Source organism: Gordonia sp. N1V (assembly GCF_029269935.1).
In the GTDB taxonomy this organism is placed as follows: Bacteria; Actinomycetota; Actinomycetes; order Mycobacteriales; family Mycobacteriaceae; genus Gordonia; species Gordonia polyisoprenivorans.
The window spans coordinates 358,215-372,113 of record NZ_JARJDD010000003.1; the positions used below are offsets into that span (position 1 = coordinate 358,215).

Here is a 13,899-nt window from a genome sequence, read left to right on the forward strand (position 1 = left end):
CACGACGCCCCACACCGGACGATAACGTCTGTCAGATGTCACGACCGTCGCCACACACCGTCGTCGTCGGAGCCGGCGTCGCCGGGTTGACCACCGCCAGGTTGTTGCACAGGTACGGCCACAGCGTCGTCGTGCTGGAGGCCCGCGACCGGATCGGTGGCCGCACCCACACCGACCGCTCCGACGGATATGTCACCGATCGGGGTGCCTCGTGGATTCACGGCATCGACGACGCCCCGTTGTTCGACGCCGCCCGCGCGTTCGGTATGCGGACCGTCGAGTTCACCGTGGGCAGTTATCAGCCACTGAGTCGGCCGACCGCCTACTACGGCCCCGACGGTGCACGACTGAGCGACGCACAGATCGCCGCGTTCGTCCAGGACATACAGACCGTCGACGCGCTGCTGTCGGACGCCATCGGCTCGGCCGGTCCGGGGCGCTCCTACCGCGACGCCGTGGAGGACACCTTGGCCGGGCTCGACTGGACGCCCGGCCGCGCCGAGCGGGTGCGGGAGTTCTTGGCGCACCGCACCGAGGAGCAGTACGGCGTGGAGAGTGGCGAGCTCGATGCCCACGGTCTCGACGACGACGAGACCCTCGGCGACGAGGTGGTCTTTCCCGACGGCTACGACCGACTGGCGTCGGCGCTGGCGCAGGGGCTCGACGTGCGGTTGGGCCACATCGTGACGCGGGTCCGGTGGTCGGCGGAGGGTGTCGTCGTGGCATCCGATGCCGGGGAGTTCGCCGCCGATCACGTCGTGTTGACCGTGCCGGTGGGGGTGCTGAAGTCGGGTGATCTGACCGTCGATCCACCGCTGCCCGAACCACTCGCCGGTGCGCTCGACCGGCTGGAGATGAACGATTTCGAGAAGATCTTCCTACGCTTCGAGCACCGATTCTGGGATGACGGCGTGTACGCGGTCCGGCGGCAGGGGCCGGCCGGGCGCTGGTGGCATTCGTTCTACGACCTGTCCGCATTGCACGGCACCCCCACGCTGCTGACCTTTGCCGCCGCCGACTGCGCTCGGGCGATTCGCGGCTGGTCCGATCGCCGGATCGCCGATTCGGTGCTCGACGCACTGCGCGAGATCTACCGCGACGAGGTGAGCGAGCCGGTCCGTGTCGATGTCACCCGATGGCGCGACGATCCGTTCGCGCGGGGCTCGTATGCGTATATGACCGTCGGCTCGACGACCGCCGACCACGACGTGCTCGCCACCCCGGTCGGCGACGGCGTGCTCCACATCGCCGGGGAGGCCACATGGACCGACGACCCGGCGACAGTGACCGCAGCGCTGATGTCGGGGCATCGGGCGGCGGGCAATGTTCTCGGCCATCCGGTGGCGCTCGAGGAGCTGTGGCACCCGGGCACGTAGACAGCAACCTGGCTGTATCACCCAGGCGGGTCGCGTGATTCTACTCATGGCGCTGCCGAGATCGCTTGCGATTGTTGTCGGCATGGCAACCTCAGAGATTCCCCAGAACCCCACCACCGCAGCATTCTTCCTGCAGGCCGCGATCGCCTTCGGCGTCAGCCTCGCGACCGCCGTCGTCGGCGTCTTCTATCTGCCGATCGACGCCTGGCAGCGCGGCTTTCTCGCAATCACCTTGCTGTTCCTCACATCCAGTACGTTCACCCTCGCCAAGGTGGTGCGCGACCGGCAGGAGCAGACGTCGGTGCGGGCACGACTCGACGAGGCGAGGGTGGACAAGTTGATCGCCGAACACGATCCCTTCAGCAAGGTGTCGTGACTCGGGGGGTCGGTCAGAAGTAGTGCGCGCGTCCGCCCACCGCGCGGCCGGTGGCACCGAGGATTGCGAGGATCAGGCCGATCACCACCAGGATGATGCCGATGGTCCATAGGATCGGGATACCGAAGATGAGTCCGAGGATGAGACAGATGGCGCCGAGGATGATCATGAGAAGCCTCTCGAGATGACGCGGATGAGGACTGCTCGGCGCTGCTGCAAGCACCTTCCACCCTAGACCTCCCGCACCCCGACGTATACGGAGTCAGCAGATGATCGACAAGAATCCGGCCGACGCGGTACGGCAGGCGACCGGGCGCGGCGAGTTCGAGGCGCTGGCCCGCGCCGGTCACGTGGTGAGCGGGTTGTTGCATCTGCTGATCGCCTACATCGTTGTTCGTCTTGCCTTCGGCGATCCGGGAAACGCCGATCAGTCCGGGGCATTGGGTTTGTTCGCGTCGTCGACGGGTGGGCGGCTGGCGTTGTGGGCCGCGGTCGTCGCCTTCGTTGCGATGGCGTTGTGGCGCATCGCCGAAACGATCGTCGGGCCGCATCCGGCCAACCCGAAGCCCGGTGAGGACGACGGCTGGCTCGATCGCGCCAAAGCCGCATCCCTGGCCGTGGTCTATCTCGGATTTGCTTGGTCAGCAGCGCAATTCGCGTCAGGCCATGGACAGTCCAGTGGCAGCCAGAACGCCGGGATGAGCGCCAGGCTGATGGAATCGGTTGCCGGCAAAGGACTTCTGATCATCGTCGGACTCGTCATCATCGGCGTCGGTATCTATCACATCCACAAGGGCGTCACGAAGTCGTTCCTTGACGACCTCACCATCGACGACAACCCGGCGCTCACGGTGACCGGCGTCGTCGGTTATGCGGCCAAGGGACTTGTGCTCGCCGGCGCCGGCGTGCTGGTGATCATCGCGGCGGCGACGGCCGACCCGGCCAAGGCCACCGGTATCGACGGTGCGGTCAAGACGGTCGCGGGATGGCCGGCCGGCCAGGTTCTGCTCGTCCTGGCCGGTCTCGGGTTGGCGGCCTACGGCGTCTACTGCTTCGTCATGGCGCGTTTCGCGCGGATGTGATGGCGCGGCTCGATCACGTCGAATAGAGCCGTGTCGTCGCGGTGATCAGGTCACCGAGCGCTGCCGGCTCGTGATCGAGCCACCACGACAGCCGGACCGCGATCCGTGGGCCGTCCTTGACGGGGCGGTAAGTGATGTCACCGCGCGCGTGGTGATGTGCCGTGGATTCGGCCGTGGTGCCGACGCCGCGGCCGGCGGCAATGGCGTCGAGCCAACCCTCGACGTCGTGGATCTCGACGACCTCGGGTGAGCGTGCCGTCCCGGCCCACAGTTCGCGGTGGGTGGTGCCCGACCGGGCGTCGACGAGTACCGGTCGGGTGGCCACCTCGGCCATCGTCAGACTGCGTCGGCGAGCCCACCGCGGGTCGTCGGTGGCGAAGGCCACCAGCCGCCGTTCGAGGCCGACGATCGCCGATCCGAACCGCTTCTCGTCGAGGGGAACCCGGACGATGGCCACGTCGCAGAGCCCTTCGGCGAGTCCGCCGGTTGCCGAATTGTGCCGCACGAGTTCGAGTTCGGTGTTCTCGTGGTGGCGCGCCCACTCGCGTTGCAACGTCGTCGTGTGTTTTCCGAGTGCGGCCCAGGCGTATCCGAGCCGGAGAACGGCATGGCGGTTGTCGAGGAACTGGGTGAATCGTTGCGCCTCGGCGAGTACTCGACGGGCGTGCGGCAGCACCTGTCGGCCGGTGCTGGTGAGTTCGCATCCGCGGGGAATCCTGCGCAACAGCGTCTCACCCACCGAACGTTCGAGGGAGGCGATGGTTCGCGAGACCGCGGCCTGTGAGACGTACAGGCGCTCAGCCGCCTCGGTGAACGATCCGGCATCGGCAGCGGTGACGAAGAAACGAAGTTCACGCAGGTCCCACTCCATGACCAAAGCGTATACCTACTCCAACATATGCACTGGTCATCGGAACCGGCCCCCATACCGTCAAGGCATGCACATGTCTCGTCAGACGCGCGGCATCGGACTCGTCCTGGGCAGCGCAGCATCCAATCAGACCGGAGCCGCCCTGGGCGCCATGGCCTTTCCGACGCTGACCCCGGTCGGGGTGGTCGCCGTGCGGCAGATCGTCACCGCCGTTGCCCTCATGGCAACGATCCGTCCGCGGGTCCGCGGGCTGACCCGCCGACAATGGCTGCCGATCATCGGTCTGGCCGTGGTGTTCGGGGTGATGAATCTCGGCCTGTATTCGGCGGTCGACCGTATCGGACTCGGGCTGGCGGTGACGCTGGAATTCCTCGGGCCGCTCACCATCGCGGTGTGCGGAGCACGCGGCACGGTGTCGGTCGGGTGTGCACTGACCGCGGCACTCGGCGTGGTGACACTGACCCGTCCCGGCCCGACGACCGACTATGTCGGGATCGGGTTCGCGCTGATCGCCGCGCTCTCATGGGCGTGTTACATCCTGCTCAATCGCTCGGTGGGCCGTCTCGTGCCCGGAGTCCAGGGCAGCGCCCTGGCGGCCTCGTCGCCGCGGGCGTGTGGGTGCCCATTGCGATCGGCTGGCTGATCACCCACCGGCCCACCGTCTCCGCGCTGGTTCTCGCGGGACTGTGCGGCGTGTTGTCGTCGATCGTGCCGTACGTGACGGACCTGACTGCGCTGCGGTGGATTCCCGCGCATCTGTTCGGGACGCTGACGAGCGTCAACCCGGTGTGGGCCGCACTGATCGGCGTGGTCGTGCTCGGTCAACGACTCGGGGGCCTCGAGTGGATCGGTATCGGGCTGATCGTCGGGAGTAATGCGTGCGCGCTTGTCGCCCACCGTGGTGCCGATGCTGGCGATGATCACCAGGACGATCGCCGTCAGCCGCAGGGCACCGGCCGCCTGTCCGAGCAGCACCCAGCCGGCGATGGTGGCGACGATCGGTTCGAGGCTGAGCAGCACTCCGAACACGTGCCGCGGTAGGCGGCGTAGCGCCCCGAGTTCGAGGGTGTACGGAATGACCGACGACAGCAGTGCCGTGCCGAGCGCGGCGAGCGCGACGGTGGTGTCGATGTGTCCGGTCGTCAGGCCTCCCATGCCGAACGGCAGGACGCATACCGTCGCGACGGCCAGTGCCATCGCCAATCCGCCGGAGCCCGGAACTCGTTGCCCCACACGTGCACTGGTGAGAATGTAGAGGGCCCAGAACGCGCCGGCGATCAATGCGAACAGGACGCCGAGAGGATCGAGGTTCGCGGCATCGGTCATGCTCTCAACCCCCAGCAGCACCATTGCGGCCAGCGCCAGGCCGACCCACACCAGGTCGGTGCGTCGTCGTGACAGCACCGCGGCGAGGATCAATGGGCCCAGGAATTCGATGGAGACCGCCACGCCGAGGGGCAGCCGGGCGATGGCCTCGTAGAAGGTGCCGTTCATCCCGGCCAGCGCGACCCCGAACGCCACGACCGATCGCCACTGCCGGGCGTTCCAACGCCATGCCCGCGGCCGGGCCATCATCAGCAGGAGGACCGCGGCGAGTCCCAGTCGCAGCGTGGTGACCCCGGCGGCACCGAGCGCGGGGAATGCGATCCCGACGGCCAGCGCCGCGCCGAACTGCAGCGAGACGCACGAACCCAAGATCATCAGCACCGGCATGACTACCAGGATCATGCGTCGGAGCTGATCAATCCAGCGAATGTTTCTACTGAACTATCATTAGCAGAACTGAACGATCCTGGAGGTGGTGATGCTCAACGTCAGCCGCCTGCGCATCCTGCGGGAGCTACACCTGCGTGGCACGCTCGCCCAGGTCGCCGAGGCGTTGTCGTACACCCCGTCGGCCATCTCCCAACAGCTGTCGCTACTCGAGCGCGAGGCGGGCGTGGTTCTGCTCGAGCGGGTAGGGCGAGGCGTCCGGCTCACCGATCAGGCGCTGACACTCGTCGCGCACGCCGAGGTGATCCTCGCCGAACTCGAACGCGCCGAGGTCGACCTCGCGCAGGCCCAGCCATCGGTGCATGGCGTGCTGCGCGTGTCGTCGTTCCAATCGGTGGTGGCCGAGATCGTCCCGCGGGTGCTGACGCTGCTCGAACGCAGCCATCCCGCGTTGCAGGTGGAGTTGACGCTGCGCGAGGTCGAGGGTGCATATCGGGGATTGCTCTCGCATGCCTTCGATCTCATCCTCGGCGAACAGTTCCCGGGGCGGCCCTCACCGGTCCGGCCGGGCACCGATCGCGCCGACCTCATCCACGATCGGCTCCTGCTCGCCGTCCCGGCACAGGGACCGCTGGCGGTGGAGCCGTCCGGACTTGCCGAACTCGCCGAACTCCCGTGGGCACTCGAACCCGCGGGGACCGACAGCGGCGAATGGGCACGCGCCGTGTGCCGTTCGGCCGGCTTCGAGCCGCGCGTGCGGTTCGACGGCCCCGACACCCTGCTGCATTCGAGGTTCGTGGCCAACGGTCACGCGCTCGCCTTCGTACCCGCGTTGATCGCCGGCGACGACCCGCGACTGCGGCTCTACGCCCTACCCGGCGATCCGGAACGGAGTCTGTTCACCGCGGTCCGCACGGGCCGGTCCGGCCATCCGGCCGTGCGTGCGTTTCGAGACGCGTTGGCGCAGGCGGCTGCTGAACGTGGGCCGCAGGTGCCGAGCGTCGAACTGTTCCGCGCGTAGCTCACCCACTGACCTCACCAGGTGTGATGCCTGGCCGCATCGGCTCCGCGGTCGACTTCGGCCAGCAGCCGGTGCATGGTGGCCGAGCGCACGAGATATCGATCCAGGAGCGGGTTGGCTGCTCCGTGAACCCATTTGAGCGCTCGCCATCCGGCCGGAGCGAACGATTCGCCGTGCCGGTGCACGACGTTGCCGACGATGACCCGAGCCGCGTCGTCAGCTGAGATCCGTCGACTCAACGGCCACGGCAGCAGTCCGCCGATCTGACGTCCCAACTCGTCGGAATCGAGCATGTCGTGTGTCATGTCGGTGTCAACTATCCCGAAGTAGACGACACCTGCGGAGGCTCCGTGGACAGCGAGCTCGAGGCGGAGAGCACGGCCGAGCTGGCTGACCGCGACCTTGCTGACCATGTACGGCGATCCACCCGCTCCGGGCGCGAACGAGGCCCCCGACGACACGATGACCACGTGGCCGCCGCCGGCGACGATCTGATCGAGCGCCGGCCGGACGGTGTTGTACACGCCGGTGATGTTGACACCGATCACCCGATCGAACTCGTCATCGTCGAGCGCACGGACGGTGGCCGGAGTCGGACTGACCCCCGCATTCGCGACGATCACGTCGATCGATCCGAAATGCTTTGTCACCGAACGCATCACCCGCCGCATGCATTCTCGGTCCCGGACGTCTGCCGCATAGGCCACCGCATTCGGGCCCAGATCTTTCGCGGCCGCATGCACCTCGTCGGCGTCGCGGTCGACGAGCGCAACCCGTGCCCCGAGACGCACCATCCGCGCGGCAACTGCTCGGCCGATACCCTGTGCGCCGCCGGTGACGACGACGACCTTGCCTGCCGGGTCGAGGCGATTCACGAGACATGCTCCGCGGTGGGACGGCAACGTTCGACGGTGAACGCTGCGTTGTCGAAGTGCTTTGTCCGACGGGCATATTCGAAACTCCATCCCGGATACAGACCGGCATTGCGGCCGTCGGCGGTGTGGTAGTAGCTCGTGTCGCACCCACCGGTCAGCCACACCGTGTGCTCACTGCGCCGGGTCATCTCGTCGACGAACTCGTCCTGTGCACTTGCGCGGACCTCGACCCGCACGACGCCGCGGTCCCGTAACTGGCCGAGCGCGTCGACGATGTAGCGGCATTGGGCCTCGATCATGTAGATCGCCGATTGATTGCCGACCGCGCCGAAAGCACCGAGAGTGGTGAACAGGTTCGGGTATCCGGCGGTAGCGGTACCCAGGTAGCTGCGCGGATTTTCCCGATAGTCGTCGGCGTAGGTGCGTCCGTCGAGGCCGTGAATTCGCTCGTATACCGCCGGCGGGACCTGGAATCCCGTTCCGTACACGATGGCGTCGACCGGGTGTTCGTGTCCGTCGCGTGTGATCACCGAGCTGTCGGTGATCTCGGCGATGCCGGCGGTGACGACGTCGACGTTGTCTCGGGTGAGCGCCGGAAGATAGTCGTCGGAGAAGATCGCCCGTTTGCACCCGATGACGTAGTCGGGGGTCAGCGTCTTCCGAAGTGCGCGATCGCGCACCTGTCGGCGCAACTGGAACCGTCCGAGCAGCTCGAAGGGGTACCGGAACCGTTCGTCGACGAAGCCGACGAGCCCGAAGCTCTCGATCGCCAGGTAGTAGATCGCGCGGAGCAGGCGGCGCAGGGCCGGGACGCGGCGCAGGAGTGATCTCTCGACGGCGCTGGTGGTGCGGTCCATCCGTGGCACGATCCACGGGGCGGATCGTTGGAACACCACCAGGTGCTCGACGTGCGGTTGCAGCTCCGGGATGAACTGGACCGCCGAGGCTCCGGTACCGATGACAGCCACCCGCTGCCCGGATGGGTCGAAGTCGGTGGGCCAATGCAGCGAATGAAAAGCCCTGCCGGCGAATCGTTCCCGTCCGGGTATCGCGGGGTATCGCGCCTCACCATAGACGCCGGCGCAGGTGATCAGGAACCGGGCGGTCATCGGTCCCCTGGAGGTGGTCAGACGCCACAGGGAGCCCGTGTCGTCCCAGTCGGCCCGGAGAAGCTCCGTGTCGTAGCCGATGTGGTCGAGCACCCCATGGCGGTCGGCAACCGTCTGCAGATACTCGAGAATCTCCGGTTGCGTGCCGTAGGTCCTCGACCAGTCCGGGTTGGGCGCAAAGGAATAGCTGTACAGGTGTGACGGCACATCGCACGCACACCCCGGATACACGTTGTCCCGCCATGTTCCGCCAAGTTCCTCGGCGCGTTCGAGTATCAGGAAGTCGTGCAGCCCGGCCTCGCGCAACGAAGCCGCCAGCGCGATCCCGGCGAAACCTGCTCCGACGAGGACGATCTGATGGTCGGGTTCGTCGGTCGCTTCGGGGCGGCGGTCGGTCATCGTCGGGCGAGTTTCTGTCGGAGACCTCGGGTGACCGCGGGCACCTTGGACAGGCCCATGAGGGCGCGGAACTGCCAGCTGTCGTCACGCGGAAGAATGCCCGCCCGCTGGACGCCGTCGAGAAAGTCGTACAGGGTCTCGCCCTCTTCCATGAGGCCGGCGGCGTTGAAGTGGTATCGGTCAACCGCGGGGGCCTGGATGAAGCGCCCGTTCCCGTAGATGGTCGGAGCGGAGTCGTCGTACGGGTGGAGCCGGAGCGGACCGCTCCAGTGACCGCTGCCCACGTAGCGGATGACCGTCCGCACGGTGCCCTCGGGAGTGACGTCGATGTACACCTGGTCGGGAAGGGGGTCGTACCGCCAGTCCGGGATGGCATCGAAGAACGCGAAGTTGTACTTGACGAACTCGTCGATGCCGACGATGGTCCGGCCGAAGGTGGTGACGTCGGTGTACCGGACGTCCTGGGTGTACAGCTCGTCGTTGATGGTCATGTCACGCACAAGGAAGCTCCACCAGTACTTCTTCGCCCAGGTCATGACCCATGACAGATCCTTGTCGTGGACGTTGCTCAGGTAGTCGAGCTTCGTACCGAATGCGTCGAACCATTCCCGGGTGCTCGCCATCAGCTCGGCTTCAGGAATGGCCCTGATCGGCACTGCCCGGTTCGAATCGAGGTACTCGGGTACCGGACGCGAGAGACGCGGTTGGGCGAGGGATCTCTGGAACTCTTGTTCGTCGTACATGTCGACCTCCTGGACACCGTCGGATCGATCGAGCACCTGAGCCCGACCAAACGTGAATCACATGATTCATCTGATATCGAGTGATGTCAATTGTGGGCCGACTCGGTCCGGCTCATCGAGGTGTGGTGCAGTATTGCGGTCATGAACACGTCCAAGGTGTGGGGTGGCCAGAGTCCACAAGACCGGTCGTCGAGCCGCCGGGAGTCACTCCTCTCGGCGGCCGAAGCCCTGTTGGGCGATGGGGGCGCCGTGGCCGTGACGATGCGCGCGGTGGTCCGCGCAGCGCAGCTGAGCCCTCGCTACTTCTACGAGAGCTTCGCCTCCCGTGAAGAACTACTGTTCGCCGTTCACGATCGGGTCGAAGACCAACTCCTGCAACGCCTTCAGAGCGTGAGCAGTTCCGGTGACCTGCGCGATGCGGTGCGTTCGTCGTTCGAGATCATCCGCGACTTCTTCGAAGAGGATCCCCGCCGCGCCCGCATCCTGTTACGCGAGCCCTTGGCCGACGACATGCTCCGCTCGCACAGCGCCACTCGTATCCCCATCTTCACCCGAGCCGTCATTCAGCTTCTCGCACAGGGTCATCCGGAGGTCGCCGAGGCCACCGGCGGCGACGAAGCGGACTGGATGATCAGATCCACGGCGCTCTCGGGCGCCCTGATCTCGTTGTACCTGGAGTACACCGATGGCCACATCGACGTCGAACCGGACCGACTGGTCGATGCGGCCGTGGACGTCGTGTATGCGCTCGGGGGTTTGCGCGATACGCGACCCTGACCTGCTACAACCCCTGGGGATACCAGAACGCGCGGTAGGTGGTCATCATCCCCGACAGCGTCGCGTCGTAGATGAGGTGCCCGGTCCGGTCGAAGGACGACACGTGCCCGGTGGTGCCCCACCCGCCGAACACCGAACCATCGGCCAGGGTTTCGGCGTTACCCATCGCCCAGGCGGTGAGGCGGTCGGGATGGGTCCATCGCGACACCAGGCTGACGGTGCCTTTCTTCCAGTCAGGCCGGATGGTGAGGATCGACGACGGGCCACCGGTGCCGGGAAGGCTGGAGTTGTTGTCGAAGAGCCGAATCGTGCCGTCGGGCAACAGCTCCGCGTCGTGCTGATTGCGGAACGTCGCGTTGTCGGCGACCCGCAAGGTGGACCGATTGCCGCCGATCACCGCACGCACGGCGCCGGTGGTTCCGTCGACGAGGTACAGCGCCGAGGTGTTCCGTGAGGACACCAGGTAGTTGCCCTTCCCGTCGGGGAAGATGCTGTTGATGTGGAAGTAGTCGAGTCCCTGGCCCGGCAGCGGCAGCGGCGTGGTTGTTGCGGTCACCGGCACGTGTGACAGTGCGTCCCAAGAGAATTCGGTTCTGCCGCTGTCGATGTCGATGATGTAGAAGTGTGAGTCGACGACGGGGACCCGTGCTCCGTTGACCACGGCGGTGGTGCGCGCGTAGCTGGTCACCGCGGCGCGGCGTCCGTCGGGCAGGATGCGGAACTCGTGCAGGTCACCGGAGGTGCGGACCGGCGTCCGGAGTTGGTGCAGCACTTGGAAGTCGCGGTCGGCGATGAAGTACGTCCCGTCGCCGTGACCGGCACCGTTGGCGCCCTGCCACCACGTGTACACACGTTGGTCACGGTAGGTCTGGATCTGGAAGTTGCCGGCCTCCTGACCTTGCGGGATGACCCGCTGATGCAGCAGCGCACCGTTGCGGGCGCGGACCTGAAGCGTCACCGGATCATGGGGAACGATGGCCCCGATCGCTCGCGGTACGGCGGGGTTGTTCAGCAGGTCGGCGGGTGCCAACAGGATCACGCCACCGAGCCCGGGATTGCGATCCAATGTCACCGTGTAACCGTTGGTGGCCGGGGGCGCAGCAGATGCCGTCGGCGCCGGCATCACGCCGAACCCGACGAGCGCCGACAAGAGGATCGAGAGCCACAGTCGCACGGCCACATTCTTCGTCACCCGAAGCACTCTGCCGCCGACCATCCCCCTGGGGCAAGTCTCTGCCCGATTTGAGTTCTTCCTGCGCGGATGGCGCGGGGCGAGTAGTCCGCTTCACCCGATCCGCGTGCCGCACTACTCGTTACGTCGCCGGTTGTTCGGCGCACAGTTCGTCCTACCGGCCCGCCCCGGACCGGCCGCCAGAGAACCCAGCCCGAAAGGCCCCCGCCATGAACAAGAAACACCTCATCGGTATCGCCGCGGTCGTGACCGGCGTCGCCGCCGCAATCGCGCCCGCCGCCACCGCCGCAGCCGCCGATCCCCCCGAAGCGCATATCCTGCTGATCGGCACCGACTCGGCTCAGGCCACGTGGAACACCCACGGCCGCACCGGATGCTCAGCCACTGTCACCGAAGGTACGCAGGTGGAATCGGTCCCGAACATCCCTCCGACCGGTAGTGGCGGGATCATCAAGGTCACCCAGAATGCGACGTTGAAGATCACCTGCCCCGGCGGGGTCACGAGCGCCACCGCGCGGCTCTACGGACCGCGCAATCCATTCAACGACATGCGGACGAATTTCAACGATTCGACCGGTGATGCCTTCGGGTCGTGAGTGACCCTGGCGAGTCGTGACGGTGCCGCCTCCCCCGCGGCGGTGCCGTCACGGCGTCACTCAGGCCGAGAGCCCCATGCCGACCCGCTCACGCAACGCCTCGATCGCCGCCCGAGCACCCAGATAGTACGGTTTGGGTACCCGAATGACGTTGGGGCGCAACGCGGAGAGATGCTCGGAATCCTGCACCGAGCACGGCCAGAAATCGCCGGTGCCCGACGCGGGATGATCGGTTGTCGAGAATTCGAGACAGCCGGTCAAAGCGCCACACCGATATTCGATGCCGGTGATGTCGGCCAGCGCGAGCACCTCGACATGCACTCCGGCAGCCGACCCGGACTCCCAGCCGGTCTTGCGGATTTCGACGCGGTCGTCGAAGGCAGCCAGCAATCCGTGCCGCCCCGCGTTGAGGACCATCCACGGGTAGTCACCGTCGCCCGCGTGCTCGTCGACGGCCTCCCACTGCGCCTCGGTCATCGGTTCGCCGTACACCGTCACCCGCCGTCGTTGCGCGCGTCGCCGTCGGGTTCGCTCGGCGGCTTCGGTGCGCTGCCGTCGCCACCGGGTCAGCGCGGGCGCCACATCCGCACCCACCCCGGCGGAGTGCAGCGACTCGACGAAGTAGGTGAGGAACTCCGTCTCGTCCCGATGGAATTGCCCGAACACCCGCGGCCCGTCGACGGTGCGCAGTGTCAGCGTGGGCACCAGCCGTGCACCGATGAATTCGGCGCCGACGATGTCGTCGGCGGCCACCTGCATGGTGATGACTCCGCGACCGGACGCCGCGGCCGAGTTGAATCCGAGAATCCGGGCGTTCGTGATCGCCACGCCCTCGACGGTCGGTTTGAGTCGGTGCACGGCGACGAACGCGGTGATCGTCTCCCCTTCGAGGAGGTGCGGCTCGAGACAACGCTGCCACTGTGCGGCGCCCAACGCCGACACCACCGGACTCAACTTGCTCATATCGGGAGCGTACGCCCAGGTCACCGAGGTCGCAGCGCGAGCGAATCAGACACCGTTCTGGTTGGTGAGCGTTGCGCGGAATGCTCACCACTGCAGCGCAGCGTCGTCCTCCCAGAACGTGCAAGTCGGTCCGTCGGGCCCGAGTGAGGCGAGCCGGGCGACTGTCCGGGCGCTGATCTCGGGTGCGCGCCCGGGATGGCTGCCGGGCTCGCCGCCACCGAGTTCGGTTGCGGTGATCCCGGGTTCGACCGCGTTGATCTTGATGTCGGGATAGGCCTTGGCGTATTGGACGGTGAGCATCGACACCGCCGCTTTGCTGGAGCCGTACACGATGGACACGAAGTGCGACGCGGGCCGCGACGGTTCGTGGGTCGCCCAGAACGAGCCGAGAGCGCTGGACACGTTCACCACCACAGGATTCTCGGACTGCTGGAGCAGCGGCAGCGCGGCTTCGGTGACGCGGACGATGCCCACGGCGTTGGTGTCGAAGACCTCGAGAACGCTCGGACCGTCCATCGCCTCGGTGGCGCCACCGGCTCGTTTGGCGATGCCGGCGTTGTTGACGAGCACATCGAGTCCGCCCTCGGCCGCGATCGTCTCGAATGCGGAGGCCACCGACGCGTCGTCGGTGACGTCGAGCTGGACGAACTGCGCCCCGACCTCCTGCGCTGCTGCTCGCCCGCGACCCTCGTCTCGTGCACCGAGGTACACCCGGTGGCCTCGGTGCACGAGGAGGCGTGCGGTTTCCTTGCCGAGGCCCTTGTTGGCCCCGGTGATCACTGCGGTTGTCATACATCGATCCTCGC

The 13,899-nt window shown here is 66.7% G+C and carries 16 protein-coding genes and 1 pseudogene; 8 read left to right on the plus strand and 9 right to left on the minus strand.

The window, feature by feature from the left end; all coding sequences use genetic code 11:
- Positions 1-35: 35 nt before the first annotated feature.
- A complete protein-coding gene (locus P3L18_RS06390) occupies positions 36-1,376 on the plus strand; it encodes an NAD(P)/FAD-dependent oxidoreductase (RefSeq protein ID WP_276113619.1) in 1,341 nt (446 codons plus the stop codon).
- A gap of 82 nt (positions 1,377-1,458) precedes the next feature.
- Complete coding sequence (locus tag P3L18_RS06395; protein WP_035727355.1) at positions 1,459-1,752, plus strand: YiaA/YiaB family inner membrane protein; 294 nt, start codon at positions 1,459-1,461, stop codon at positions 1,750-1,752.
- A gap of 13 nt (positions 1,753-1,765) precedes the next feature.
- On the opposite strand, the gene P3L18_RS06400 is transcribed toward P3L18_RS06395, so the two are convergent.
- Entirely contained in the window at positions 1,766-1,921 is a 156-nt protein-coding gene (locus P3L18_RS06400) for a DUF6131 family protein (protein WP_006368790.1), read from the minus strand.
- Between the two features lie 100 nt (positions 1,922-2,021).
- On the opposite strand from P3L18_RS06400, the gene P3L18_RS06405 reads away from it, so the two are divergent.
- Positions 2,022-2,834 carry a DUF1206 domain-containing protein gene (locus P3L18_RS06405; RefSeq protein WP_276113620.1) on the plus strand — a complete coding sequence of 271 codons (813 nt, stop codon included), beginning with the start codon at positions 2,022-2,024 and terminating at the stop codon, positions 2,832-2,834.
- Positions 2,835-2,847: 13 nt separating this feature from the next.
- Here P3L18_RS06405 and P3L18_RS06410 read toward each other — a convergent pair whose 3' ends face one another.
- Positions 2,848-3,705, minus strand: a complete 858-nt coding sequence (locus P3L18_RS06410; protein ID WP_276113621.1) for a LysR family transcriptional regulator — start codon at positions 3,703-3,705, stop codon at positions 2,848-2,850.
- A gap of 67 nt (positions 3,706-3,772) precedes the next feature.
- On the opposite strand from P3L18_RS06410, the gene P3L18_RS06415 reads away from it, so the two are divergent.
- Entirely contained in the window at positions 3,773-4,348 is a 576-nt protein-coding gene (locus tag P3L18_RS06415; protein ID WP_276113622.1) for a hypothetical protein, read from the plus strand.
- Positions 4,324-4,746 (plus strand): EamA family transporter, encoded by a 423-nt coding sequence (locus P3L18_RS06420; RefSeq protein ID WP_276113675.1) that lies wholly within the window; start codon positions 4,324-4,326, stop codon positions 4,744-4,746. The genes P3L18_RS06415 and P3L18_RS06420 overlap by 25 nt, the downstream gene beginning before the upstream one ends.
- Here the strand turns inward: P3L18_RS06420 and P3L18_RS28430 are convergent.
- Positions 4,666-5,433 (minus strand): annotated as a pseudogene (locus P3L18_RS28430) (EamA family transporter); the annotation flags it as partial. The gene P3L18_RS06420 and the pseudogene P3L18_RS28430 overlap by 81 nt on opposite strands.
- A gap of 76 nt (positions 5,434-5,509) precedes the next feature.
- On the opposite strand from P3L18_RS28430, the gene P3L18_RS06430 reads away from it, so the two are divergent.
- The gene (locus P3L18_RS06430; protein WP_276113677.1) at positions 5,510-6,439 is read left to right on the plus strand and encodes a LysR substrate-binding domain-containing protein; all 930 of its coding nucleotides are present in this window, start codon (positions 5,510-5,512) and stop codon (positions 6,437-6,439) included.
- A 14-nt stretch (positions 6,440-6,453) separates the two neighbouring features.
- Here the strand turns inward: P3L18_RS06430 and P3L18_RS06435 are convergent, their stop codons facing one another.
- The 3 genes from P3L18_RS06435 to P3L18_RS06445 are packed head-to-tail and all read right to left on the minus strand — an operon-like array spanning position 6,454 to position 9,565.
- Positions 6,454-7,314 (minus strand): short-chain dehydrogenase/reductase, encoded by an 861-nt coding sequence (locus P3L18_RS06435; RefSeq protein ID WP_276113623.1) that lies wholly within the window; start codon positions 7,312-7,314, stop codon positions 6,454-6,456.
- Positions 7,311-8,822: an NAD(P)/FAD-dependent oxidoreductase gene (locus P3L18_RS06440; protein WP_276113624.1), complete on the minus strand. Its 1,512-nt coding sequence runs from the start codon at positions 8,820-8,822 to the stop codon at positions 7,311-7,313. The genes P3L18_RS06435 and P3L18_RS06440 overlap by 4 nt, the downstream gene beginning before the upstream one ends.
- Complete coding sequence (locus tag P3L18_RS06445; protein WP_276113625.1) at positions 8,819-9,565, minus strand: nuclear transport factor 2 family protein; 747 nt, start codon at positions 9,563-9,565, stop codon at positions 8,819-8,821. The genes P3L18_RS06440 and P3L18_RS06445 overlap by 4 nt, the downstream gene beginning before the upstream one ends.
- Positions 9,566-9,706: 141 nt before the next feature.
- Between P3L18_RS06445 and P3L18_RS06450 the strand changes: the two genes are divergently transcribed.
- Positions 9,707-10,342 (plus strand): TetR/AcrR family transcriptional regulator, encoded by a 636-nt coding sequence (locus P3L18_RS06450; RefSeq protein WP_249154833.1) that lies wholly within the window; start codon positions 9,707-9,709, stop codon positions 10,340-10,342.
- Positions 10,343-10,346: 4 nt separating this feature from the next.
- Here P3L18_RS06450 and P3L18_RS06455 read toward each other — a convergent pair whose 3' ends face one another.
- The gene (locus tag P3L18_RS06455; RefSeq protein ID WP_276113626.1) at positions 10,347-11,534 is read right to left on the minus strand and encodes an arylsulfotransferase family protein; all 1,188 of its coding nucleotides are present in this window, start codon (positions 11,532-11,534) and stop codon (positions 10,347-10,349) included.
- Between the two features lie 209 nt (positions 11,535-11,743).
- On the opposite strand from P3L18_RS06455, the gene P3L18_RS06460 reads away from it, so the two are divergent.
- Positions 11,744-12,130, plus strand: coding sequence for a hypothetical protein (locus tag P3L18_RS06460; protein WP_079931554.1), 387 nt, complete (start codon positions 11,744-11,746; stop codon positions 12,128-12,130).
- A 60-nt stretch (positions 12,131-12,190) separates the two neighbouring features.
- Here P3L18_RS06460 and P3L18_RS06465 read toward each other — a convergent pair whose 3' ends face one another.
- Positions 12,191-13,093: a hypothetical protein gene (locus P3L18_RS06465; protein WP_020173066.1), complete on the minus strand. Its 903-nt coding sequence runs from the start codon at positions 13,091-13,093 to the stop codon at positions 12,191-12,193.
- An 84-nt stretch (positions 13,094-13,177) separates the two neighbouring features.
- Positions 13,178-13,885 carry an SDR family NAD(P)-dependent oxidoreductase gene (locus P3L18_RS06470; protein WP_172398950.1) on the minus strand — a complete coding sequence of 236 codons (708 nt, stop codon included), beginning with the start codon at positions 13,883-13,885 and terminating at the stop codon, positions 13,178-13,180.
- Positions 13,886-13,899: the final 14 nt, after the last annotated feature.

Excerpts from the sequence above, each read along its gene's own strand:
- P3L18_RS06390 (WP_276113619.1), top strand. The coding sequence starts at position 36 with ATGTCACGACCGTCGCCACACACCGTCGTCGTCGGAGCCGGCGTCGCC.
- P3L18_RS06395 (WP_035727355.1), top strand. The coding sequence starts at position 1,459 with ATGGCAACCTCAGAGATTCCCCAGAACCCCACCACCGCAGCATTCTTC.
- P3L18_RS06400 (WP_006368790.1), bottom strand. The coding sequence starts at position 1,921 with ATGATCATCCTCGGCGCCATCTGTCTCATCCTCGGACTCATCTTCGGT.
- P3L18_RS06405 (WP_276113620.1), top strand. The coding sequence starts at position 2,022 with ATGATCGACAAGAATCCGGCCGACGCGGTACGGCAGGCGACCGGGCGC.
- P3L18_RS06410 (WP_276113621.1), bottom strand. The coding sequence starts at position 3,705 with ATGGAGTGGGACCTGCGTGAACTTCGTTTCTTCGTCACCGCTGCCGAT.
- P3L18_RS06415 (WP_276113622.1), top strand. The coding sequence starts at position 3,773 with ATGCACATGTCTCGTCAGACGCGCGGCATCGGACTCGTCCTGGGCAGC.
- P3L18_RS06430 (WP_276113677.1), top strand. The coding sequence starts at position 5,510 with ATGCTCAACGTCAGCCGCCTGCGCATCCTGCGGGAGCTACACCTGCGT.
- P3L18_RS06440 (WP_276113624.1), bottom strand. The coding sequence starts at position 8,822 with ATGACCGACCGCCGCCCCGAAGCGACCGACGAACCCGACCATCAGATC.
- P3L18_RS06445 (WP_276113625.1), bottom strand. The coding sequence starts at position 9,565 with ATGTACGACGAACAAGAGTTCCAGAGATCCCTCGCCCAACCGCGTCTC.
- P3L18_RS06450 (WP_249154833.1), top strand. The coding sequence starts at position 9,707 with ATGAACACGTCCAAGGTGTGGGGTGGCCAGAGTCCACAAGACCGGTCG.
- P3L18_RS06460 (WP_079931554.1), top strand. The coding sequence starts at position 11,744 with ATGAACAAGAAACACCTCATCGGTATCGCCGCGGTCGTGACCGGCGTC.
- P3L18_RS06465 (WP_020173066.1), bottom strand. The coding sequence starts at position 13,093 with ATGAGCAAGTTGAGTCCGGTGGTGTCGGCGTTGGGCGCCGCACAGTGG.
- P3L18_RS06470 (WP_172398950.1), bottom strand. The coding sequence starts at position 13,885 with ATGACAACCGCAGTGATCACCGGGGCCAACAAGGGCCTCGGCAAGGAA.